This window comes from Pseudidiomarina planktonica (genome assembly GCF_900177775.1).
Classification (GTDB): domain Bacteria; phylum Pseudomonadota; class Gammaproteobacteria; order Enterobacterales; family Alteromonadaceae; genus Pseudidiomarina; species Pseudidiomarina planktonica.
This window is the reverse complement of the sequence record NZ_FXWH01000001.1, coordinates 898188-922553: the sequence shown is the minus strand read 5'-3', so window position 1 is coordinate 922553 and position 24366 is coordinate 898188. Positions and strand designations below refer to the sequence as shown.

General features: G+C 49.2%; 17 protein-coding genes and 2 tRNA genes. 8 read left to right on the top strand and 11 right to left on the bottom strand.

Annotation, left to right across the window (positions count from 1 at the left end; genetic code table 11):
- The first annotated feature begins 64 nt into the window (after positions 1–64).
- Entirely contained in the window at positions 65–2728 is a 2664-nt protein-coding gene (locus CCE91_RS04295) for an EAL domain-containing protein (protein ID WP_126797155.1), read from the top strand.
- A gap of 108 nt (positions 2729–2836) precedes the next feature.
- On the opposite strand, the gene fadJ is transcribed toward CCE91_RS04295, so the two are convergent.
- Positions 2837–4981 (bottom strand): fatty acid oxidation complex subunit alpha FadJ, encoded by a 2145-nt coding sequence (gene fadJ, locus CCE91_RS04290; protein WP_086434008.1) that lies wholly within the window; start codon positions 4979–4981, stop codon positions 2837–2839.
- Entirely contained in the window at positions 4981–6291 is a 1311-nt protein-coding gene (fadI, locus tag CCE91_RS04285; RefSeq protein WP_086434007.1) for an acetyl-CoA C-acyltransferase FadI, read from the bottom strand. The genes fadJ and fadI overlap by 1 nt, the downstream gene beginning before the upstream one ends.
- Before the next feature lie 281 nt (positions 6292–6572).
- On the opposite strand from fadI, the gene CCE91_RS04280 reads away from it, so the two are divergent.
- Genes CCE91_RS04280 through CCE91_RS04255 form a run of 6 tightly spaced genes read left to right on the top strand, consistent with a single transcriptional unit; the run spans position 6573 to position 13581 of the window.
- Positions 6573–7529 (top strand): AAA family ATPase, encoded by a 957-nt coding sequence (locus CCE91_RS04280; RefSeq protein WP_086434006.1) that lies wholly within the window; start codon positions 6573–6575, stop codon positions 7527–7529.
- Between the two features lie 11 nt (positions 7530–7540).
- Entirely contained in the window at positions 7541–8524 is a 984-nt protein-coding gene (locus CCE91_RS04275) for a DUF58 domain-containing protein (RefSeq protein ID WP_086434005.1), read from the top strand.
- Positions 8524–8991, top strand: coding sequence for a DUF4381 domain-containing protein (locus CCE91_RS04270; RefSeq protein WP_086434004.1), 468 nt, complete (start codon positions 8524–8526; stop codon positions 8989–8991). Before CCE91_RS04275 ends, CCE91_RS04270 begins: the two co-directional genes overlap by 1 nt.
- Positions 8988–9968: a vWA domain-containing protein gene (locus tag CCE91_RS04265; RefSeq protein ID WP_086434003.1), complete on the top strand. Its 981-nt coding sequence runs from the start codon at positions 8988–8990 to the stop codon at positions 9966–9968. Before CCE91_RS04270 ends, CCE91_RS04265 begins: the two co-directional genes overlap by 4 nt.
- Positions 9965–11824, top strand: coding sequence for a vWA domain-containing protein (locus tag CCE91_RS04260; protein ID WP_086434002.1), 1860 nt, complete (start codon positions 9965–9967; stop codon positions 11822–11824). The genes CCE91_RS04265 and CCE91_RS04260 overlap by 4 nt, the downstream gene beginning before the upstream one ends.
- Positions 11818–13581: a BatD family protein gene (locus tag CCE91_RS04255; RefSeq protein WP_086434001.1), complete on the top strand. Its 1764-nt coding sequence runs from the start codon at positions 11818–11820 to the stop codon at positions 13579–13581. The genes CCE91_RS04260 and CCE91_RS04255 overlap by 7 nt, the downstream gene beginning before the upstream one ends.
- Before the next feature lie 133 nt (positions 13582–13714).
- Here CCE91_RS04255 and ppiD read toward each other — a convergent pair whose 3' ends face one another.
- From ppiD to tig, 7 genes are all read right to left on the bottom strand, one after another.
- On the bottom strand, positions 13715–15607 hold the full coding sequence (gene ppiD / locus CCE91_RS04250) for a peptidylprolyl isomerase (protein WP_086434000.1): 1893 nt from the start codon (positions 15605–15607) through the stop codon (positions 13715–13717).
- Positions 15608–15739: 132 nt separating this feature from the next.
- Positions 15740–15816: transfer RNA gene (locus tag CCE91_RS04245), tRNA-Asp, on the bottom strand.
- 44 nt (positions 15817–15860) lie between these two features.
- Positions 15861–16133 carry a nucleoid-associated protein HU-beta gene (hupB, locus tag CCE91_RS04240; protein WP_086433999.1) on the bottom strand — a complete coding sequence of 91 codons (273 nt, stop codon included), beginning with the start codon at positions 16131–16133 and terminating at the stop codon, positions 15861–15863.
- Positions 16134–16437: 304 nt separating this feature from the next.
- Entirely contained in the window at positions 16438–18792 is a 2355-nt protein-coding gene (gene lon / locus CCE91_RS04235; protein ID WP_086433998.1) for an endopeptidase La, read from the bottom strand.
- 142 nt (positions 18793–18934) lie between these two features.
- On the bottom strand, positions 18935–20215 hold the full coding sequence (gene clpX / locus CCE91_RS04230; RefSeq protein ID WP_086433997.1) for an ATP-dependent protease ATP-binding subunit ClpX: 1281 nt from the start codon (positions 20213–20215) through the stop codon (positions 18935–18937).
- Complete coding sequence (clpP, locus tag CCE91_RS04225; RefSeq protein ID WP_086433996.1) at positions 20205–20831, bottom strand: ATP-dependent Clp endopeptidase proteolytic subunit ClpP; 627 nt, start codon at positions 20829–20831, stop codon at positions 20205–20207. The genes clpX and clpP overlap by 11 nt, the downstream gene beginning before the upstream one ends.
- Positions 20832–20911: 80 nt before the next feature.
- Positions 20912–22213 (bottom strand): trigger factor, encoded by a 1302-nt coding sequence (gene tig, locus CCE91_RS04220; RefSeq protein ID WP_086433995.1) that lies wholly within the window; start codon positions 22211–22213, stop codon positions 20912–20914.
- A 302-nt stretch (positions 22214–22515) separates the two neighbouring features.
- Between tig and CCE91_RS04215 the strand changes: the two genes are divergently transcribed.
- Entirely contained in the window at positions 22516–23052 is a 537-nt protein-coding gene (locus CCE91_RS04215) for a GAF domain-containing protein (RefSeq protein ID WP_086433994.1), read from the top strand.
- Here the strand turns inward: CCE91_RS04215 and CCE91_RS04210 are convergent.
- Entirely contained in the window at positions 23049–24134 is a 1086-nt protein-coding gene (locus CCE91_RS04210; protein WP_086433993.1) for a diguanylate cyclase, read from the bottom strand. The two genes, CCE91_RS04215 and CCE91_RS04210, sit on opposite strands and share 4 nt — an antisense overlap.
- Positions 24135–24282: 148 nt before the next feature.
- Positions 24283–24359: transfer RNA gene (locus CCE91_RS04205), tRNA-Pro, on the bottom strand.
- Positions 24360–24366 lie beyond the last annotated feature (7 nt).

The following is a 24366-nucleotide window of genomic DNA, read 5'->3' as shown; positions in this document are numbered from 1 at the left end:
CCGCTAATTTACTAGTTCTTAACAAACTATAAGAGCTGTAGAAACAGCCTGTCGAGGATGTTGCGTGCGGGAATCCCCAAATCAAACAGGGCGAGCATGGTTTATACCATGGCGAACGGCTACTCATTTGCTGGTAATCGTTTGTGCCTTAATGATTCCTGTGCACTCTGCCACGGCACTGCCGATGGTGATGCAAACCAGCGCGGCAGACAGCTCGGCAGTTGCGTTAATAGCTGTCCGACAAGGGAATGAGCCGGTTGCCGTTGAACAGCTCGATGAGCGCAATAGCGTTCCCCTTTACGATGCAACGCAATTATTTGTTCCAGCAACCAATAATCCCATAAGTTTTGAATTTACTACGCTTAATCCAACTCCGAGTAATGCCCTGCTTAGTTACAGATACCGCTTACTCGGTTTCAACGACAGTTGGGTTTATACCGATGCAGATAGCCCCAGAGCCACTTATACCAATCTCAGCTTCGGCGAGTATAACTTGCAACTGCAAGCAGCGAGCGACGGTACCAATTGGGGTGCCTTACGTGAACTGAAGCTGGTAGTAGAAACACCGTGGTGGTTAACGGTATGGGCTATCAGTGCCTATGTACTAGCTGCACTAGCCTTGTTATTTATACTAGTAAATAACTTACGTGGCCGCCGCCAGGCCTCTAGTCAACTCAGAGCCAGTGAAGAACGCTTGAAGCTCAGCCTATGGGGTAGTGGCGACCAGTTGTGGGATTGGGACATTGTTACTGGTGCGGTATACCGGCACAACATCTGGACTCACTTTGCCGACTTCCCCTTAGATGGAAAGCGAGCGGGTCATAAAGATGCAATGAGTAACATTCATCCCCATGACCTTAATAAAGTCCGCACCGCACTACAATCTCACCTGGATGAGCAAACTCCGCACTTTGAAATTACCTACCGGGTACGGGTGCAGGACGACTGGTTGTGGTTATTGGACCGCGGCAAAGTAGTTGAGCGAAACGAGCAAGGACAGCCGTTGCGCATGACCGGCACCATGAAGGACGTTAGCAGTATTGTTGCTGCTGAAGAACGACTAAAAATGCTGGCCGCTTCTATCACCAACATATCCGATGGTGTTTGCATTTACGATAATCGTTTTCGGGTGATTGAAACCAATAGGTCGTTCCAGCGTATTACCGGCTATAGCCGCGAGTCTATGCTGGGTAAACCCTTGCGCTTTAAGTTATACAATCAAGAATACATTGAACAAATAAAACGTCAGTTAGCCCAACACGGCAGCTGGCATGGTGAAATTGAAGATCTGCGCAAAGACGAACAAACTTATCAAATGGAACTGACCATAGATGCCGTGCGCGACGACACCGGTCACACCTCGCACTATGTTGCCAGTTTTTCAGATATCACTGACCGTAAGCAGTCCGAACGTGAATTACGCCGTTTGGCCAATACCGATACCTTAACTGGCCTGCCCAACCGCTCGTATTTCCAAGTGAGCCATTCGAATCTGGTTCGTAAGCGCATTCAGCATGCGCTGCTGGTTTTTGATTTAGATAACTTTAAAAAGATTAATGATTCACTCGGTCACGAAGTTGGTGACCAGTTGTTGTGTCAGGTTGCTGAACGACTGGCTGAAGTCGGCCGCCCGCAAGATACACTTTATCGCCTCGGTGGTGACGAATTCAGCTTGATACTGGAAGACACCTCCGACTTAAACATCATTACCTCCATTGCTAAGCGTGTGAACGACAGCCTGGCCCAGCCGTTTGCCTTAAGTGACGGTGATTTGGTAGTCAGTAGTTCGGTCGGTATTGTGGCGTATCCGAATGACGGTAACTCGTCGCAGGAATTACTACAGAACGCAGATACCGCCATGTACCACGCCAAGCGTCGTGGTGGTAATGGCTATCAGTTCTTTAACGAATCCATGAACCAAAGTGCAGTACGACGTTTGAAGCTTGAAAACCAGTTACGTCAGGCACTTCGGGACGGTCATGTGGAGGTGCATTATCAGCCTAAGCTGGCGTTGAAAGACCGCCAGTTCGTCGGCTTAGAGGCACTGGCACGGTTAAATATTCCAGGCGTGGGCATGATTAACCCGGTTGATTTTATTCCACTGGCTGAAGAAACAGGTCTTATTATTGAGCTTGGCGAACGCGTATTACAACAAGCGTGTCGTGATATGAAACAGTGGGTTGAACAAGGGTTAGTAAGTGGCCGGGTCGCGGTGAACCTATCAGCACGGCAGTTTATGCAGCCTGATTTATCCGCACGCGTCACCCGTATTCTAAATGCGGAAGGCATGGCACCAGAACATCTTGAACTTGAAATTACCGAAGGCGTATTGATGGAAGATCCGGAACGCGCCATCGAAATTATGACCGACTTGCAAACTAAAGGCATTGATTTAGCACTTGATGATTTTGGCACTGGCTACTCATCACTGGCTTACCTGAAACGCTTCCCGATACAAACTTTGAAAATAGACAAAGCTTTTATTAACGATATTAGTCAGGCCGAGCGCGACCGTAAAATGGTTGCCTCTATTATTGCCATGGCGCATAACCTGGGCTTACATGTGGTTGCCGAAGGCGTTGAAAACAAAGACCAGCTCACTATTCTCAGCACCTTAAACTGCGAATATGCGCAAGGCTTCTTGTTCGCCAAACCCCTGCCCGCCAGCGAGTTATTGCAACGGCTGGCCATTCGGGTAGTGCCGGAAAGTACGCCCGAGAGCGCTTAATCTAAAGCGCCTGATTGCAGCTAGTTGCAGCCATAAAAAAAGCACACCGGAAGGTGTGCTTTTTTAATTCCCTTGCTGAATTTCTGACAAGAGTGCGGTGGTCGCTAGTTAAGACTGTTTAGGCTTGTCTTCGTAATAGCTTTCGCCTGCTTCTGCCATTTTCACTAACGCCGGCGCCGGCTTGTAACGCTCGCCTTGTTGCTGTTCTAACTTCTGCAGCTCACTCACGATATTAGCAACACCCTGGGCATCCATATAACGGAAAGGTCCGCCTCTGAACGGTGGGAAACCGATACCGAAAATAGCACCGATGTCACCGTCCCGAGCGCTGGCAATAATACCCTCGTCCAGACAGTAAGCGGCTTCATTTAACATCATCAGCACGCAGCGCTGAGCAATTTCGTTATCACTCATGCCGTCTTTCGGTGACACATCCAGCACTTTATACACTGAGCTATCAACCGACTTACCTTTCGACTTGCCGGAATAGTCGTAAAAGCCTTTGCCGTTTTTCTTACCTTTACGGTCGTCGTCCAGCAACTTCTGGAAGGCCGCTGGTGGCGCAAAACGGTCACCTAAATCGTCGGCTAAAATCGGCGCTACTTTGGCAGCAATATCAATTCCGACTTCGTCCATTAGCTTAATAGGACCAACCGGGAAGCCAAACTTCACTAACGCCCGATCAATGGCTTCAATAGACGCGCCATCCAGTAACAGGCGGGCCGCTTCGTTCATGTAAGGCGCCAAGATACGGTTTACATAAAAACCGGCGCCATCTTTTACTACTATTGGTGTTTTGCCTTGTTTCTTGGCAAAAGCAACAGTCGTAGCAATAGTTTTAGCCGACGTTTTTGCGTGGGTAATAATTTCCGCCAGCGGCATTTTGTCTACTGGTGAGAAATAATGTAATCCGATAACTTGTTCCGGACGCTCAGCCTTGGCCGCAATTTTAGTAATTGGCAAGCTCGAGGTATTGGTCGCAAAGATAGTATCCTTCTTTGCATGCGTTTCAATGTCAGCGACCATTTTCTGTTTCAGATCTAAGTCTTCAAAAACCGCTTCCATCACAATGTCGACGCGATCAAAACCGGTGTAATCAAGGCTGCCACTTAGGCGTAGCATGTCACGTTCCATTTCACTGCGACGCATATGACCACGCTTCACTTTTTTGTTCAGCAAGTCATAGCTGTACTTCAGTGCATGACGAATACCGTCTTCAGCAATATCTTTAATGCGGGCCGGAACCCCTGCTTTCACAGCGGTAACGTAAGAAATACCGCCCCCCATTAAACCACCGCCAAGCACACCAGCGCGGGTGATTTTGCCGGGTTTCTCACCACCGAATGAGGTTTCTTTTTTCATTGCTGTGGTGGCGAAGAAAATACCACGTAACTGGAAAGACTCAGGTGTCATCGCCAGTTCACCGAATGAACGTGCTTCACGCTCTAAGCCGGCTTCAAAACCTTCACTTTGACCGTGCTGCACCGCATCAATAATTTTATCAATGGCCGGGTAGTTACCTTTGGCTTTGCTTTGCGCTTGTTCACCAGCTTTTTTGAAAATAAAGTTACGACCGAAGCTATTACCTTCAAGTAACTTATTAACGGTAGACAGTTTCGCTTTCTGAACTTTCGCCTTGCTGGACAAAGCCAGCTTAACTGCGGCTTCCAGCAGAATGCTCTCAGGCACAACTTCGTCTACCAAACCTTTTTTACGAGCTTGTTTTGGTCGTAATGTTTTACCAGTAAGGATTAGGCCTAAGGCTTCTTGCACGCCAACCAAACGTGGTAAACGTTGCGTACCACCGGAGCCCGGCAACAAGCCCAGCTTCACTTCCGGCACGCCCAATTCGGTTTTGCCGGAATCGGTACAAACCCGATAGTGACACGCCAGTGCCAACTCGAGTCCGCCACCCAGGCATGAGCCATGAATAGCAGCTACCACAGGCACACGAAGTTGCTCAATGCGGTCAAACATGGCCTGCCCTTGGCGAGCCAGACTTTCAGCATCGCCTGCAGTTTTACAGTCGTTGATCATGCTGATATCAGCACCGGCAACAAATGAAGTCGGCTTGCCGCTAATAACAACAACACCTTTTAGGTCGCTTTTGTCTTCCAGCTCATTCAGAACCGTAGCCACTTCGTCAGCAAAACTTGATTTCAAGGTGTTTACTGACTCACCCGGCACATCAATGGTAAGCACGGCAATGCCGTCGTCTCTGTGGCTTAGGGTAAATGCGGATTGGTTACTCATTAGTTTGCCTCCAAAATCATTGCTGAGCCAAGCCCGCCGGCGGCGCAGGCAGTTGTTAGCGCAGTACCGCCACCGCGACGTTTCAGCTCGCGTAACGTTTGGGTAATCATCCGCGCGCCGGTTGCCGCAAATGGGTGACCATAAGCAATAGACCCGCCCAATACGTTAAATTTGTCCATATCCACTTCGCCGATAGCTTCGCTGCGACCCAATTTCTCTTCGGCAAACTTTTTGCTGGCAAACATTTTTAAGTTGGCCAGGGTTTGCGCGGCAAAGGCCTCATGCATATCAATTAAATCCAGGTCGCCTAGTTTCATCCCAGCGCGATCCAGTGCTATTGGCGTGGCGTGGGAAGGACCCATCAGCATGTCATGCCAAACATCAATAGCGGTGAAAGCATAGCTGCGAATAAAGCCTAGCGGTTCATAACCTAAGGCTTTGGCTTTACTTTCGGTCATTAACAATACTGCAGCCGCGCCATCGGTTAATGGTGTGCTGTTAGCGGCGGTCACGGTGCCGTGCTTGCGATCAAAGGCCGGGCGCAGCTTTTCGTAGCCCTTCAGGTCACTGTTGTCGCGAATGTTGTTGTCGCGTTTTAGAAAATCTTTGTAAGGTTCGGCGTACGCGGTCATTACCTCGTCGTCTAACCAGTTTTGTTCCCAGGCTTCATGCGCTTTTTGATGCGAACGATGCGCCAGGGCATCCTGATCGGCGCGGCTAATACCATGGGTTTTCGCCATTTGCTCGGCCGTATCACCCATGCTTAAGCCGGTGCTGTATTCAGCAATAGCTGGCGGTACCGGAGCCAAATCACGTAACTTCAAACTTTTAATGATATTGAATTTTTGGCCAAATGAGCGCGCTTTGTTCAAATCAACTAAAGCATGAGCTAAACGTTTAGACACGCCAATAGGTAGCACTGAGGAAGAATCTGCGCCACCGGCGATGCCTACTTCAATGTTACCGGCTACCATAGCTTCGATAACGTTTGCAGTGGCCTGAAAACTGGTAGCACAGGCGCGTGACACACTGTACGCGTCGGTATTTACCGGTAAGCTGGTGCCAAGCACAATTTCTCGCGCAATGTTTGGCGCTGACGGCATTTGCACTACTTGTCCGAACACTAACTGCTGCACCTCATTCACATCCAAACTGGTGCGGTTAATAAGCTCCTGCACCACCATTTGGCCAAGATTAAGCGCCGGCACCCCATGAAAATAGGTGGCTTGTTTTGCAAATGGCGTACGTAAGCCTGCCACAACTGCTATCCGTTCGCCTTGCGAAGTTAGCAAACGCTGACTTGCCGACATAATGAATTCCTCTTGTTAACTATTGAATGGTCGACCGGTTTTTAGCAACACAGCTGGTCTGACCTCATAACTGATTACAAATTTTAGCCTGTAAGTGCACAGAATTAAACCGTTGATTTCGATAAAGTCACCCATATACCTTAGAATACAGTCAGGTAATAGCAAACCCACTGGTCAAAGCTGGGGTGACTATGTCATCTTAGGCCTGTTATGGATATCAGTCGCGCCATCGCGGTAAGGCAACCTCATCACCAGGTGGCGTCAACACAAGAGAGAAGATAATGGCAGTAAAGCAATTTCAAGCCTTGCGTGAGTACTTAAACAGCCAGGTACTGGGGCAACCCGAATTTACCGAGAACCTCTTAATTGCCGTGTTGGCTGATGGTCATTTGCTGGTTGAAGGCCCACCCGGGCTGGCCAAAACCAGAGCGGTGAACGCGCTGGCAAAAGGTATTGAAGCAACCTTCCATCGTATTCAGTTTACCCCTGATTTGTTACCAGCAGATTTAACGGGTACCGATATTTACCGGCCAGAAACTGGCACCTTTGTATTTCAGCAAGGTCCGTTATTTCATAATGTGATTCTGGCCGACGAAATAAACCGCGCTCCGGCTAAAGTGCAATCGGCACTGCTTGAAGCTATGGCTGAACGGCAAATCACTGTGGGCCAGCGTACCTATCCGCTCGCCGATTTATTCATGGTATTAGCAACGCAGAACCCGCTTGAGCAAGAAGGCACCTACCCGCTGCCGGAAGCACAGTTAGACCGCTTCCTCATGCACGTTACTTTGGCTTACCCTGACGCTGAAACCGAGCGCCAAATTCTGCAGCTAACCCGCGGTGAAACTATCACCGGGCAACAACCTATGTTGAATCCACTGCCGCAGCCACAACTGTTTCAGGCACGCAAAGAAGTGTTAGACGTGTACATGGACGATGCCATCGAAAACTATCTGGTGCAGCTGGTTATTGCTACCCGCGAACCCCAGCGCTACGACGAAAAACTAGCCCGCTGGCTTGGCTACGGCGCTAGCCCCCGCGCGTCTATTGCATTAGATCGTTGTGCCCGTGCCAGAGCCTGGTTAGCCGGTCGTGACTTCGTTACTCCAGATGACATTGCCGCCGTGTATTTTAACGTGCTGCGCCACCGCATCATTCTTAGTTATCAGGCCGAAGCCGATGGCATAAACCATGATCACATTCTGCAGCAAATATTAGCGCTGGTACCAGCGCCTTAACTGAGGTTCGTATGGCGTTGTCAACTACCTCAGCACCTGCAACAACAGCCAGCGACTGGCTGGAGGCCATGCATGCCAGTGGTATCCAGCTTGGTCTGGCTGAGCTCATGTATTATCACAGTAAGCTACCCGCGTTCAGACAACACGCGCGGCGCAAGCCGCCGCGCGGCACCAGTGGTGGTATTTTAAGCAAGCAAAAAGGCCGTGGCATGGAGTTTGACGAAGTGCGCCACTATCAACCCGGCGACGATATTCGCGCCATTGACTGGCGGGTAACAGCGCGCACCGGTAGCACGCACACCAAGCTTTATCGCGAAGAACAGGAACGCCCAGTATTTATTGTTACGGACTTGTCCGCCAGTATGTTGTTTGGCACTGAGCTGCTGTTTAAATCGGTTCAGGCGGCGCATTTGGCGGCCGCACTGGCCTGGCGGGCGCAGCAACGCGGTGATCGCATTGGTGGTATTGTGGGCAATGGCTTCAGTCATAGTGAGCTTAAACCCCAGGGTCGCCATCAGGGGGTTATGCGCTATATCCACGCACTACTGGACAGCCACCAACAAAGTTACCAGCATTGGCAGCAGCGGCAGCAATCGCCGAAATCCATGCTCACTGATAGTTTGCAACGGCTCAGTCAATTGGCGCGCCCCGGCAGTGAAATATACTTGATTAGTGACTTTGTTAATGTAAGCGCCGCGCAATTAAAATTCGCCCGGGCATTGCAGCAGCACTGTCAGGTGCGGGCTTTTATTATCAGTGACCCCTTCGAACACCAGCTACCAGCGCAGGCAGCGCGAGGCAAATTGGAATTATCTGATTTACACCAGCATCAGCAAACGCTGGATTTGAATCACGCCGGCCAACGCCAGCAATACCAGGCGGCAGCAGCCGAACAACAGCGGCAAATAACCAGCGAGTTACAACGTTTCGCAATTAGTTATCAGCATGTGAGTGCAGCGCGCGCGCTGGAACAGCAGTGGCAGGAGATCATGTAATGCAAGAGTTACAAGATATCATCGCTGCCCCACCCGCAAGTTGGTGGCCGCCGGCACCGGGTTGGTGGTTGCTGGCCTTCGTTGTTGTAGCGGGCACCGCTATTATTGGCTACTACAGTTGGCGACACTGGCAACGTGGTCGCATTAAGCGATTTGCATTAGCTCAGCTCAAGCACATGCAGCAACCCCAAGTTGATGCTATTACCTTGCTACTGAAACAAGCGGCACTGGGTTATTTCCCGCGTGAGCGTATTGCAGCTCTGAGCGGCAGTCAATGGCAGCAATTTCTGCTTGAAACCATGCCGGCCAAGCAGCGCTCGCGCTGGCACAGCGAACTCGAACACATTATGGCTAGTATGTATCACGCCACTAAAAACCCAGAGCTTGCGCGCAGCTACTATAACTTTGCGCACACCTGGTTGGTAACCGCCCTACCGCCGCAACACGGCGTGCAGGAGTCGTTATGATTGAATTCGTCTGGCCCTGGTTATTTCTGTTACTACCGCTACCTTTGCTACTGCGTTGGTGGTTGCCCAAGCACGGCCAGCAGCTCGCCAGCTTAAGAGTTCCGAAAGCCCCGCAGCTTGATGCCAAAACCGGCAAAGGTCGTTTTATTAATCCGCTGGTTGTTATCAGCATGATTATCTGGGCCGCATTGGTAACCAGCGTTGCCCGCCCCGAATGGCTGGGTGAGCCACTGCCTATTCGCAGTGATGCCAGAGAGATGATGTTAGCGGTGGATTTGTCCGGCAGTATGGAAATTGCGGATATGGAAATTGCCGGGCAGCGCGTGAATCGCCTGCAAATGGTGAAAGAAGTACTGGCGGATTTCATTGAACGCCGCGAAGGTGACCGTCTGGGCTTAATTCTGTTTGCTGACACGGCTTATTTACAAACGCCCATGACTTACGACCGCGATACCGTGGCACAAATGCTGGAAGAAAGTCAGCTCAATTTGATTGGTGAGCGCACCGCTATTGGTGATGCCGTTGCACTGGCGGTTAAACGCTTTCAGCTTCGCGAAGAAACCAATCGCGTGTTAGTGCTACTGACCGACGGACAAAATACCGCCGGCTACATTTCACCTGATCAGGCGCTGGAACTCGCCAAAGCCTATCAGGTCAGAATTTACACTATTGGCGTAGGTGCAGAAGAAGTGGTGGTTGAAAGTTTCTTTGGCAGTCGTCGCGTGAATCCGAGCCGTGATTTAGACGAATCTATGCTGGCCAACATGGCCGAGCAAACCGGTGGTATTTATTTTCGTGCCCGCGACACCGAGGAGTTAGCCACTATTTATCAGGAGCTGGACAGTTACGAGCCGGTGGCCGGTGACGAACAGCAGTTACGCCCGCGCGAAGCTTTATTTTATTGGCCTTTGGCACTAGCAGTTAGTTTGACGTTCTTAACTCTGATAGTGACGCAACAACCCTGGAGGCGCACATGAGTGACTTTCACTTATTACGCCCTCATTGGTTGTGGCTACTAGTCGTTTTGTTACCGATATTATGGGCCTGGTGGCGGCACCGCCAACAGCGATATGGACATTACAGCTGGCTCGCCTCGCATCTGGCCAAGCCGTTACTTAAGCTGCCTAAGCAACAACAGCGTGGCACCGGTTGGTTGCAGTTGGCGTTCGCCGTGCTGATTAGTTCATTTGCTTTGGCCGGGCCTACCTGGGAGCGTCTGCCCCAACCTGTTTATCAACTCAATGCCGGGCAAGTGATTATACTGGATATGTCGTTATCTACCCGAGCTACCGATGTTAGCCCCGACCGGTTAACGCAACTGCGCTACAAAGCCCGGGATTTGCTCAGTAGTAGGCTGGATGGAGAAACCGGATTAGTTGCCTATGCGGGCGATGCTTTTGTTATTAGCCCACTCACCAGCGACAAAAACAACTTACTCAACCTGATTCCGGCACTATCGCCGGAAATAATGCCCGAGCAAGGCAATTATCCACAGGTGGCCTTTGCCCGGGCCGATGAAATGCTTCGCAATGCCGGGTACCCAACCGGTGATATTTTTTGGCTAACCGATGGTGTCGAAAGCCGTGACTTTACCGAACTCACTAACCAGCTGCGGCAACTGGGTCACCGGGTTTCAACGCTCGCGGTGGGCACCCGGGAAGGCGCCCCGATAAGACAAACCGACGGTACCCTGTTACGGGACGCCAGTGGTCAGGTGGTAGTGCCGCGGTTATACCCGGATCGATTACGCCAACTGACGGAACTAACCGGTGGGGTGTTTACCCGGCTTACCGTAGATAACCAGGATATTGAACAGCTACTGTCGTTACCGCCGCTGTCGCGAGTGGAACAAGACTCCGATGGCGCGCCATTACAACAAGGCGATCAATGGCTGGATCGCGGCCCCTGGCTAGCTTTGTTGCTGTTACCCTTAGCCTTATTGCACTGGCGCCGGAATGGCATGTTAGGGGCTGCGCTGTTGCCGGTTGGCGGCCTTAGCTTGCTGTTGTCTGCCAGTATGTTCAGTGGTCAGGCTCAGGCTCAGGCTCAGGAGGAATCGTTTTCCTGGTGGTTAACTGCTGAACAGCAGGCACAACAAGCGCTGGAACAACAACAGTATGAACGGGCAGCCGCGCTGTCCAACGATCCCCTGCGCCGGGGAACAGCAAATTACCGCGCGGGCAACTATGAAGAAGCCTTAACCGATTTTGCTCAGGTTGGCGATGCTACTGGTTATTACAATCAGGGCAATTCGTTAATGCAGCTCGAGAACTATCAGGGGGCTATAAATGCTTATCAGGAAGCCCTGCGTCAGCAACCGGATTTGCCGCAAGCACAAGCGAATCTGGAGTTAGCCAAGCGGCAATTAGAGAAGCAGAAGCAGGAACAAGAGCAACAGCAATCCCAAGACGGCGAGCAAAACCAGAACTCGCAGAATAGTCAGGGTAAGCAAGGTGAGCAAGACGCCGATGGCGAGCAGCAACAATCGGAGTCGGACCAGCAGGAACAAGACAGTGGTAGTGAGTCAAACCAGGAACAAGAGCCAGAAGCGCAAGACTCACAGGAGCAACAAGATGAAACCGGGCAGACAGAAGAGCAGCAAGAAGAACAACAGCAAGCTGACGCCGGTGACGGTGAAGAACAGGCTCAGCAACAAGCCATAGAGCAGGCTACGGATGGCGACCTGGATGCCGAACAACAACGCGAATTTGAACAGATGCTGAAACGATTACCGGACGACCCGGCATTGCTATTACGTCAAAAGATGCGGCTGGAATATCAAAAACGTCAGCAGCAACAACGTCGACCTGAAGGAGTTCAACAACAATGGTAAGCGGTTTAGAAAGCTTGCGGTGGCGCGGCCTGGTATTACTAACCCTGTTGTTGGTAAGCGGGGCTAGCTATGCCCAGGTAAGTCAGGTGCAGGTATCCGTAGATAAAAATCCAGTATTGGTCGATGAACCTTTAGTGGTAACTATTGAAGTGAACGACAACGTTGACCGCAACGCCGTGAATACCGACGTTTTTCTTGACGACTTTATGGTGGGACGCACTTCTGTGAGCCATCAACGCTCTATTGTTAATGGCCGTGCCAGCGCCACTACAACCTTTCGCGTGGTTATTACCCCCCAGGCTGAAGGTGAGTACCGCATTCCGGCGATTGAAATTGATGGCGTTCGTTCACAACCAATTAGCTTACGGGTAGTGGCTGAACGAGAAGACAACGACGGTTCACGCGGCACTGCCTTTTTAACTGCCGCTATTGATAACGAAAGCCTGTATGTACAACAACAGTTTACCTATGTAGCTAAGCTCTATTTAGCGGCCGACCTAAGCGGCGGTAATATAATCCCACCGGAACTTGAAGGTGGCGACGTAACTCAAGTAGGTAAAGACAGTGAAAGCCTGGAAATGGTGGACGGCCAACGCTACAAAGTCTACCAACGTGAATACGCAATCACACCAAATCGCTCAGGAAATTTCGCCATTAAGGGTGCGACTTTTGAAGGTGAGATCTATCGTCAACGCAGCGATTCGCTATTTTCAACCTTTGCCAACACCATTCCGGTAACGGCCAAAGCCCCGCCCATTGATATTCAGGTGAAGCCAGTTCCGTCGAATTGGCAAGGTGACTGGCTGCCCAGCGAGCTGGTGTCGCTAACCCGCGAACTGAAACCTGACAGTGGGCCTATTGATGTAGGTGAGCCGGTTACCCTAACCTACATGCTTACTGCTGTTGGGGTAAAACCAGAACAATTACCCGAACTTGACATACCAGAAATTAACGGTGCCAGAAGCTATCCAGAACAACCTGAAGTGAATAGCTTTGTACGCAATGGCACCAGTATTTCTCAGGTAACGCAGCAGGTAGCTATTATCCCTAATCGGCCTGGCGAGCTCATTATTCCGGCCCAAAGCTTAGCCTGGTTTAATACCCGCACCGATAAGCCGGCAGTTATTGAGGTTCAAGAACAACGACTTCAGGTTGCTGGTATCAGCGTCTCTGAGTCTGCAGCCAGTGCTGAGCCAGCACAACCGGAAGCTGATACTACCGCGACAGCTAATGCTAACCAGAGTGCGCAGGAGCCACCAGCAGCGCCTGAGAACACGAGTTGGTGGCAATGGCTAGCTGTCATCAGTATGGTGCTGTGGTTACTTACTTTGGCGGTATTCGGCTACGCCTGGCAACGTGGCTGGTTTAATAAAGGGCAAAAATCAGCCCAGACCACACCAGCGCAATCCAACTCTGACAATGCCCGCCATGGCATCGAACAAAGTACAGCTAAACATTGGCGGGCGCTGCAACGTGCCTGTAAAGCCAATCAACCACGCGAAGTGTCACAACATTTGCTGGCCTGGGGACAAAGCCGTTTCACGCCAGCGCCTACTACGTTGACACAGCTTGCGGAACACCTTGCAAACCCTCAGCTGAGTGCTGAAATTGAGCACCTACAACGTCATTTGTATGCACCATCCGCGCAAGCTGACTGGCAGCATGGTAAGGCTCTCTATCAAGCCTTACATAGTGCTTTGGCAACTGATTCAGCACCTACTGATAAATCAAAGCTACCGCCTCTATATGGGCGTTAACTTGAAGCCTTAGAGTCGCTAACCAGGGTTTAACCGCATAAAAAAGCCGGAGTCGCACTATTGCGATTCCGGCTTTTTAGTAGGTAAAGCTGAAACTTTTAGCTGTTACGCCCTACCTGTTAGTTTAGCAAGCTTACTGAGTAGTCTCAGTAGGATTAGTCTTGCGCTCAATGTCTGCCTGTGCACGTAAACTGTCAATAAAGGCTTGATACAACACTTGCGCATGACGCTGTTGCATCTGCTCTTGTAGCTGGGCAACTTGATCTGCATTTTCTTCGCCCGGCGTTACATTGGTTAGCTGCACTACCGCAACATCGCCTGAACGCAAGGTAACAGTCTTCATGCTAGCTTCATCACCAGTTACTGGTGGCAACTCAAACAGTGCTTCACGCACCGCTGCAGGAACGTCCTGAGACTGACGGGTAATACCGTCAATACTTGTCATCATGCTGGTATCAGCAATCTCACCAGCACGTAACTGCTCAGCAAACTCTTCCGCAGCTAACACCGCCTGACGCTGTGCTTTTTCTTCCTGCAGCAACTGAGTCACGGTATCGCGAACTTCTTCCAGCGGCTGAGTACTGGCTGGCTCGTGCTCAACCACTCGTATCACTACCGCACTTTGGTCATCCAGTTCAATAATATCGCTGGCCAGCTTCTCATCCACTAAGTCGCTGGAAAACACTTGCGCCACTACTTGCGGAGCATCCAGCTCAGCCGGAACTGATGATTGAGTAAACCAATCCGTCTGTACCAATTCCTGACCTGTTTCTTCAGCCGCTGGAGCTAAACTATCGGGAATCTCAAAGGAGGTTTCCGCCAGTTGCTGCTGCGCCATGAAGTAAGCTTCTTCGGCCTGCTGACGTTGCATTTGATCGCGGATTTCCGCTTCAACTTCAGCAAATTCCTGCACTTCGCCGGCACGAACATCGGTCAGTTTAATTAAATGATAACCAAACGAGGTTTCCACAATACCGCTAACGTCACCGGTTTCTTCTAAAGCAAATACAGCTTCTTCAAATTCAGGATCCATTTGACCAGAGCTAATCCACTCTAAGTCGCCGCCCTGCTCACCAGAGAATACGTCATCAGAGAGTTCCGCGGCAAGTTCAGCAAACTCAGTACCTTGCTCAAGCTGCTGCTGAACCTGTTCAATTTCTTGCATTGCGGCTTCGGCATCGTCACCGGTTTCAATCAAGATATGTGAAACGCGACGTTGTTCTTCAGTCGTGTAACGACTCACGTTGTTGTCGTAATACTCACGAACAGTTTCATCAGCAATGTTGATGTCGCCTGCTACCGCATCATAATCCAAGCGTACATACTCAACTTTAACTCGCTCTTCAGTCGCAAACTGTGCACGATTATTGTCGTAGTAAGCCTGAATCTCTTCATCTTCTACCGACACGTCAGCCATGTAGTCCTGCAGCGTTACTTGCAAATAACGACCACTGCGAGTTTGCGCCAGAATACTTTGTAAACGAGCAGCTTCGCCTGGCAAGCTAAAATCAGACTCTATTAGCGTGCGCACCAGTTGGGTGCGAGCCATGTCACTGCGCATTGCCTGGGCAAAGGTTTCAGGGGTATAGCCGGAATTACGTAGGGCCATCAGATACACGTCGTTGCTAAACTGACCCGCCGAGCGGAACGCAGAAATATTGCGAATAGCTTCTTTTACCTGCTCATCTGAAACCCGCAAACCCTGCTCACGTGCGTATTGCGCAACCAGCTCTTGCTCAATCAACTGATCGACAACATTAGCGCGCAACTGACGCATGTAGCGAGGATCGCTGGTAAGTTGTGCGAACATATCACCGAGTTGCTCTTCCATGCGTGCGCGTTCGTTCTGATAGGCGCGGTCATATTCAGTCTGCGTAATAGTCTCACCATTCACAACCGCCACACCTGGTTCAGATGAGCTACCTAAATAGCCGCTGACGCCCGTGAACGCAAAGGTGACAATAATAAAGACTAAGATGACCTTCACGACCATGCTTTGCGAGCCTTCGCGTATCCGTTCCAACATAATTCGTTCACCCTAAATACGATTAAAAATTCGGAGTCTATTATACCCGTTGCGGCGCGAATAGCACCTGCCATTCACACAAAAAAATAACCCGAAGCTTAACGGCTTCGGGTTATCACTTAAAGTCTGATGTGGCGGAGTGGACGGGACTCGAACCCGCGACCCCCGGCGTGACAGGCCGGTATTCTAACCAGCTGAACTACCACTCCGTCCCGCAGTTAATGCACAAAAGGCGCTCATTAAGCGCCTTTCATTAATTAACTGCGTCTTTCAGTGCTTTGCCAGCCTTAAACGAAGGTACTTTGGCAGCAGCGATCTGAATAGTTTGACCTGTTTGCGGGTTACGACCAGTGCGAGCTGAACGCTCACGTACTTGGTAAGTACCAAAACCCACTAAAGCTACTTGCTCACCTTTTTTTAAAGCTTCAGTTACTGCTTCAATGAATGAGTCCAAAGCACGACCAGCGGCGGCTTTAGAAATTTCAGCCCCCTCGGCAATTTTATCAACTAGCTGAGACTTGTTCACAGTATCATCCCCTTAGATTGTTATTATCAAGTTTCCGTGGTTCCATTCGGAATTAAATGGGCCAGCGAAGTTTATAACAAGCTTAAACTTAGAGTTCAAGCACCGCCTTCAATTCTAATACCTAGAACCTCGGCTAAAGTTTTCAGCCTTTGGTTAGCATAGTCTAAAGCAGTGCTAGTAAGGCTTACTCAACTTAACTCTAGGCTACCACAAGATTTAGGATTGAGAACCCTTTTTACAAGTTTTTTTAACGAAAGAATGCGGCCTCTAGCTAAATGTTATGCTCGCAGGCCGCATTTTGCCGTTAACCTTCTACTTTCGTACTAGATGCAGACGGTTCTCGCTCTAAAGCAACCTTTAATACCTCATCTATCCACTTCACAGGTTGAATTTTTAAGTCTGCTTTCACATTGTCGCTGATTTCTTTCAAATCACGCTCGTTTTCTTTTGGTATCAATACATGCTTAATACCACCACGATGCGCTGCTAACAGCTTCTCTTTCAAGCCACCAATGGCAAGCACTTCACCACGCAAGGTAATTTCACCCGTCATGGCGACTTCCGCCCGAACCGGTATTTTGGTCAGCGAAGACACTAAGGCAACAACCATAGCCACACCTGCGCTTGGGCCGTCCTTCGGCGTAGCACCTTCAGGTACGTGTACGTGCAGGTCACGTTTTTCGTGGAAGTCGTCACTAATACCAAGTTTATCGGCGCGACTACGAACCACGGTTAAGGCCGTTTGAATGGACTCTTGCATCACATCACCCAGCGAACCGGTTGAAGTAATTTTGCCTTTACCGGCCACGTTAGTAGCCTCAATGGTAAGCAAGTCGCCGCCCACTTCGGTCCAGGCTAAGCCAGTTACCTGACCAATCTGGTTATTATCTTCAGCTTTACCATAATCAAAGCGCTGTACGCCCAGGAAGTCGCCCAGATTCTTCGCCGTCACTTCAACATTCTTCACGCGCTTGTCGAGCACAATTTTCTTCACTGCTTTGCGACACAAACGCGACAGTTCACGCTCAAGGTTACGCACGCCAGCTTCGCGGGTGTAATAACGGATAATGGCTGTAATTGCGTCATCTCTAATCGAGATCTCTTTATCTTTTAAGCCATTACGGTCAATTTGTTTCGGCAACAAGTGACGCTTGGCAATGTTCAGCTTCTCGTCTTCGGTGTAACCGGCCAAACGAATCACTTCCATTCGATCTAACAGCGGACCTGGAATATTCATGCTGTTCGAGGTTGCCACAAACATGACATCGGACAGATCGTAATCTACTTCCAGGTAGTGGTCGTTGAAATTGATGTTCTGTTCAGGATCCAGCACTTCCAGCAACGCTGAGGCCGGGTCGCCACGCATGTCGGATGCCATTTTATCAATTTCATCCAGCAGGAATAACGGGTTACGTACGCCTACTTTGGCCATCTTCTGAATCAGTTTGCCGGGCATAGAACCAATGTAGGTGCGGCGGTGACCACGAATTTCAGCTTCGTCACGTACGCCACCCAGCGCCATACGAATGTACTTACGGCCGGTAGCCCGGGCAATAGACTGCCCCAGCGAGGTTTTACCAACACCCGGCGGCCCCACCAGACATAAAATAGCGCCACGCACTTTGGTGGTGCGCTGTTGCACCGCTAAATACTCAATAATGCGTTCTTTTACTTTTTCCAGACCATAGTGGTCGGCATCCAGAATACGTTCCGCATTGGCTAAATCTTTCTTAATGCGTGAGCGTTTTTTCCAGGGTACTGACACCATCCATTCAATGTAACCGCGAACCACAGTGGCTTCGGCCGACATTGACGACATCATTTTTAATTTCTGCAGTTCCGCCTGAGTTTTCTCTTTCGCTTCAGCGGGCATTTGCGCATCATCAATTTTTTTCTGCAGCGCTTCGAACTCATCCGGGCCGTCGTCCATGTCACCCAGTTCTTTCTGAATAGCTTTCATTTGCTCATTCAGATAGTACTCGCGCTGGCTCTTCTCCATCTGCTTCTTCACCCGGCTGCGAATACGCTTCTCAACCTGCAGGATGTCGATTTCGCCTTCCATCAGCGCCATCAGGTACTCTAAGCGCTCACGCACATCCGTAATTTCTAACACGTGCTGCTTATCTACCAGTTTCAACGGCATATGCGCCGCCATGGTATCAGCCAAACGATCGGCTTCTTCAATGCCAGATAGCGAGGTCAGAACTTCCGGTGGAATCTTTTTGTTTAGCTTTACGTAGCCTTCAAACTGATTGATGGCCGAGCGCACCATCACTTCCTCTTCATTGTCAGGAATGCTCTCGGAAGCTAAATAATGAACCGTTGCTTTAAAGAACTCGTCGTGGTCTTCAAACTCATCAATTTGCGCACGCTGCACGCCTTCCACTAATACTTTGACGGTACCGTCGGGTAGTTTCAGTAATTGTAAAATGGTAGCTACCGCACCAATGCGGTAAATATCATCAGCCACCGGCTCATCCACCGACGCATCTTTCTGGGCTGACAAAAATATTTGTTTATCGTTGTCCATGGCTGCTTCTAAACAGCGGATTGATTTTTCACGGCCAACAAACAGCGGAATCACCATATGTGGGTATACCACCACATCACGCAACGGCAGTACCGGAATACTTAAGCGTTCTACTCGCGCTTCACTCATATTTCTCTCCACACTTGGGGGTTTCTGTCGTTAAAGTTATCTTACTCTTTAATATGAGGGTGACCACGTAAAGTTCAATGAAAAACACAAAAAAAGGGCCAACTAGGCCCTTTTTACACTTTTTTCAGCTGAAACAGGTCAATTATTCACCTGATGCGTGCTTATCCTGCTGTTGATTTTCATAAATCAAAATCGGATCCGACTCGCCTTTTATCACTGACTCGTCAATCACCACTTTGCTCACACCATCAATAGATGGCAGCTCATACATGGTACCTAACAGCACAGCTTCAACAATAGAACGCAATCCGCGAGCACCGGTTTTACGAATCATGGCTTTGCGCGCAATTTCACGCAAGGCATCTTCACGGAACTCCAGCTCAGCACCTTCCATTTCGAATAAGGCTGAATACTGCTTGGTTAGTGCATTCTTAGGTTCGCGAAGAATTTGCACTAAGGCTTCTTCATCCAACTCGCCTAAGGTAGCCAGTACCGGTAAACGCCCAATAAACTCTGGAATTAGACCGTATTTCACTAAATCTTCCGGTTCTACCTGAGCCAGGGTTTTACCTTCCTGGTGCGTTTCTTTGCTTTTCACTTCAGCACCGAAACCAATGCCAGTACCTGTTGCCAGGCGCTGCTCAATAACCTTGTTCAAGCCAGCGAAAGCACCACCGCAAATAAACAGTATTTTAGAGGTATCTACCTGCAAAAATTCTTGCTGCGGATGCTTACGGCCACCCTGTGGCGGCACGGCAGCAATGGTACCTTCAATTAACTTCAGTAACGCCTGCTGTACACCTTCACCCGACACATCGCGAGTAATAGAAGGGTTATCTGACTTGCGCGAAATCTTATCAATTTCATCAATATAAACGATACCGCGTTGCGCTTTCTCAACATCGTAGTCGCACTTTTGCAGCAACTTCTGAATAATGTTTTCAACGTCTTCACCCACATAACCGGCTTCGGTTAAAGTGGTTGCATCAGCCATAGTGAAAGGCACATCCAGGAAGCGCGCCAGCGTTTCCGCCAGATAAGTTTTACCTGAACCAGTCGGGCCAATGAGCAAGATATTACTCTTACCCAGTTCAATGTTTTCGTGGTTCTTACCGCTATTATTACGCAAGCGTTTATAGTGGTTATAAACCGCTACAGCCAGTACTTTTTTGGCTTGATCCTGACCAATGACATATTCATCCAAGTGCGCGCGAATCTCTTTAGGTACCGGCAAACTTGTGTGGCCGTCCTGCGCTGCTACTTCCTGAATTTCTTCGTGCAAAATATCGTTACAGAGATCAACACATTCATCACAGATGAATACAGAAGGGCCAGCAATAAGCTTCTTCACTTCATGCTGACTTTTACCACAAAAAGTACAAAACAGAGACTTATCGTCGCCGTCTTGAGTTTTATCCGTCATTCTGCTCACCTCGCTTACTCAGAATGTCATCAACCACACCATATTCAACTGCTTGATCGGCTGACATAAAGCGGTCTCGATCAGTATCTTTCGAAACTTGCTCGAAGCTGTTTCCGGTATTCTCGGCTAACATGCGGTTCATGCGTTCTTTAATATCCAGAATTTGGCGCGCATGGATTTCAAAATCCGATGCCTGCCCCTGGAACCCGCCTAACGGCTGGTGAATCATGACGCGAGAATTCGGTAAACAAAAACGCTTACCTTTAGCGCCACCGGCTAACAGGAACGCACCCATGCTGGCGGCTTGCCCCATGCACACCGTACTTACGTCTGGCTTAATGAAACGCATAGTGTCATAAATAGCCATGCCTGCGGTAACAGCACCACCAGGTGAGTTTATGTATAAGTAAATATCTTTATCAGGGTTATCTGATTCAAGAAACAGTAACTGGGCGACAATCAGATTCGCCATGTGATCTTCAACCTGACCACAACAGAAGATAACGCGCTCTTTCAGCAACCGGGAATAAATGTCGAACGAACGCTCACCTTTGGAGGTTTGCTCAACAACCATTGGAACCAGCTGCGCTAACGGCTCTTGCGCGTGACTTGTCATAGATAGTACTCCTGAAACAAAAAATGGCTCGTATGCCTACATACGAGCCATTAAACCAAGTTGTTTACTGATGCGTCAACTTATTGCTGTTTTGGATTCATCAAATCATCAAAACTTGCTTTCTTCTTGGTCACTTTCGCTTGCTCAAGAATAAAGTCAATGGCTTGTTCTTCTAAAGCCACATTGCGCACTTGTTGCATCAGTTCTTTATTGCCTTTGTAATAGGCGACAACTTCTTCTGGATCTTCGTAAGCAGACGCATTGTTGGCGATAATTTCGTCAACTTTTTTCTCGTCAACTTTCAGGTCGTTGCCACGAATCACTTCGCCTAACAACAAACCTACTTTAACCCGCTCTTTCGCCTGTTCTTCAAACAGATCGGCTGGCAATTCCGGCATATTCGGCTGATTTTCACCAAAACGCTGCATTGCCTGGCTACGTAAAGCATCAACTTCCTGGTCAATCATTGACTTCGGTAAATCAACTTCGTTGTTCTCGACCAAGCCTTTTAAGACCTGCTCTTTCACTTTACCTTTCAGCGTGTTGCTCAGCTCACGTTCCATATTCTTGCGAACTTCAGCTTTAAGCGCTTCAACGCCGCCTTCATTCACACCGAATAAAGCAACGAATTCGTCGTTTACTTCCGGTAACTCACGCTCTTCTACTTTTTTGGCAACAATCGCAAATTCTGCTTTCTTGCCTTTCAAGTTTTCTGCGTGGTAATCATCAGGGAAGTTCACTTCAATGGTTTTCTCTTCGCCGGCTTTCATACCAATAACGCCGTCTTCAAAACCTGGAATCATCCGACCTTCGCCAAGTTCTAGAGCGAAATCAGTGGCTTTACCACCTTCAAATTCTTCGCCATCAATAGAACCAGTGAAATCGATAGTGATGCGCTCACCTTTTTTCGACTTACGCTTCACTTCTTTCCAGCCAGCGTGTTGCTTACGTAATGTTTCCATCATCGTATCAACGTCTTTATCGGTTACTTCAACATCCGGCTTTTCAATTTTAACTTTGTCTAAAGCGTTAACCTTCACTTCCGGATACACTTCGAAAGTAGCAACGAACTCAAGGTCTTTACCTGGTTCATTCACTTTAGGTTCAATAGCTGGAGCACCTGCAGGGTTAATTTTTTCCTGCATCATGGCTTCAAAGTATTTGCTTTGCATCAGGTTTGATGCAGCCCGCGCCCGCGCTTCTTTGCCGTATAGTTTTTGTAATACGTTTGGCGGCACTTTGCCTTTGCGGAAGCCGTTTATGCGACGGTTACGATACTCGTCTTTTAACAGACGCTTCACTTCGTTGTCGATTGTCTCCGCCGGTACCGTAATGGTTGCGCGGCGTTCTAATCCCTGCGTTGTCTCTACAGAAACCTGCATTGCTTCTTTACCTCGGCTTCACTGTTCGTGGTGCCGCAGAGCGATTTACTTCACCCTACGCGCTTGTGTTGGCCCACTGAACGGGCCCCAAAAATGACGCAACATTATAGCGAGCCATACTACAGTAGTCGAGCGTTGAAGTGGTTTTTTTCGCAAAGCAAACTATTCTTCCTGCTCATTTGCTTTCGCAATGTGCGCCAGAATCTGGTATTTTTAAACAATTACTGACGCTATCTGATGGTTAGATCTCAGGTGTCAACATGCAATCTAAGCAGTCATGCTTGTTACCGAGGAGACGTCTCGTGGGTGCACCCCAACCTTTCAATGAAGCCGAACGCCTGTTATCTCTGCAGGATTTCAATATTCTGGATACGCTGCCAGAGCAAAGTTACGACGACCTGACGCAGTTAGCTGCTACCATTTGTCAGGCACCTATTGCGTTAATTTCTTTTATTGATAGCTATCGCCAGTGGTTTAAATCAGCAGCCGGGGTAGATATTGGCGTTGATGAAACCCCACGTGACCATTCTTTTTGTGCCTACGCGATTATGAATCCGGGGCAAATAATGGTGATCGAAGATGCCACTAAAGATGTGCGCTTTGCGAATAACCCCTTGGTAACCGGTCACCCCTATATTCGTTTTTACGCCGGCGCGCCCCTATTAACCGATGCTGGCCATGCGCTGGGCTCCTTGTGCGTTATCGACACTAAGCCTAATCGTATTACGCCAACCCAGCAGAACGCGCTACAGGCGTTATCCCGGCAGGTTATGGAACAGCTACAGCTGCGCCATAAAATACGTAAGTTGAGCGATAAAATAACCGACCAAACCGGTTAGAGTCGGTCCATCACCACCGCGTGACTGCGGTTTCGACCTTGCGCTTTGGCTTCGTAGGTGGCTTTATCAACAATTTCTATTAAAGCCTCAGGGGTGGTCATGGTGTCGGGCCGAATCGTAGCCACACCTATACTTACCGTGAGCTTGCGGTTAATACCTGCAATTTCTATCTGACTAATTTTTTCATTCAAGCGCTGCGCGCGTTGCAACACTTCTACTGACGATAGTTCCGCACACAACACCATAAACTCATCACCGCCGTAGCGAGCGACAAACTCGTCATGACGCATAAAGCTACTGCGAATTTCACAAGCAACCCGTTGCAAAACAGCATCGCCTAACACGTGCCCCATCTCGTCATTAAATGGCTTGAAGTAGTCAACATCAATCAGCATCAGACTCAGCAAACGCCCGTGGCGCACGCAGCGAGCCAGTTCCTGCTCGATCCGCTCATCCAGCGCGCGGCGATTACCGACTCCGGTTAAACCATCTTCCATGGCCTGCCGCTGCAACCGCTGATTCGCTTCGCGCAGTTCGGCTTCCACCTCGCGTAGTTTGGTTTCAGTAGCTTGGCGAGCAATAGTATTGGCCAGCATATCGGAGATAATTTGTAGCTCGCGCACGTCGCTTGCTAACCAGTCTTTCCTTCGATTCACTAAGTCACAGCCAACAAAACCAATCAGGCGACCACTCAAGCGCATAGGTACGCACAGTACCGACTGAATATTTTCGCGCTTAAATTCTTCTTTTTCAGCAGTCGCCGCAGGTGGTAGTTCCCTCGTATCGGAAATAGACACGTAGTCTTGTTCTTTGATGGCCTGAAAAAACCATGGCAACATGGTTTCAGTAATATTCTGCAGGTCGTCTTTGTGCGGAGATATACCAGTGCTTACCCATTCGTAAACATTATCCATGCTGGTAATATTTTCATTAAATAAGAATACATAGCAGCGGTCTTTATCGCCAAACCGTCCCAGTGCTTCCAGCGCCGAATCAATATGTGCCGCGAAGTCATTCTGATGGCAATTAATCAGCTGAGTCGAAATTTCCAGAATTAGCTGGTCAAACCCCTTGTCAGTCATAGTTGATCAGAATCCTGTGGTTTAGGCAAAGTGTAAAGATGACCTAAGACTACACAAAGGACTTACGAAAGTACAACAACAGTAAAATCATGATTTAGATAACGATAAGGAAGAATGAAACTAACAATGAACGGGGTATATAAAGAAGTGGTCGGTGATGCAGGATTTGAACCTGCGACCCCTTGGACCCAAACCAAGTGCGCTACCAAGCTGCGCTAATCACCGACAAATG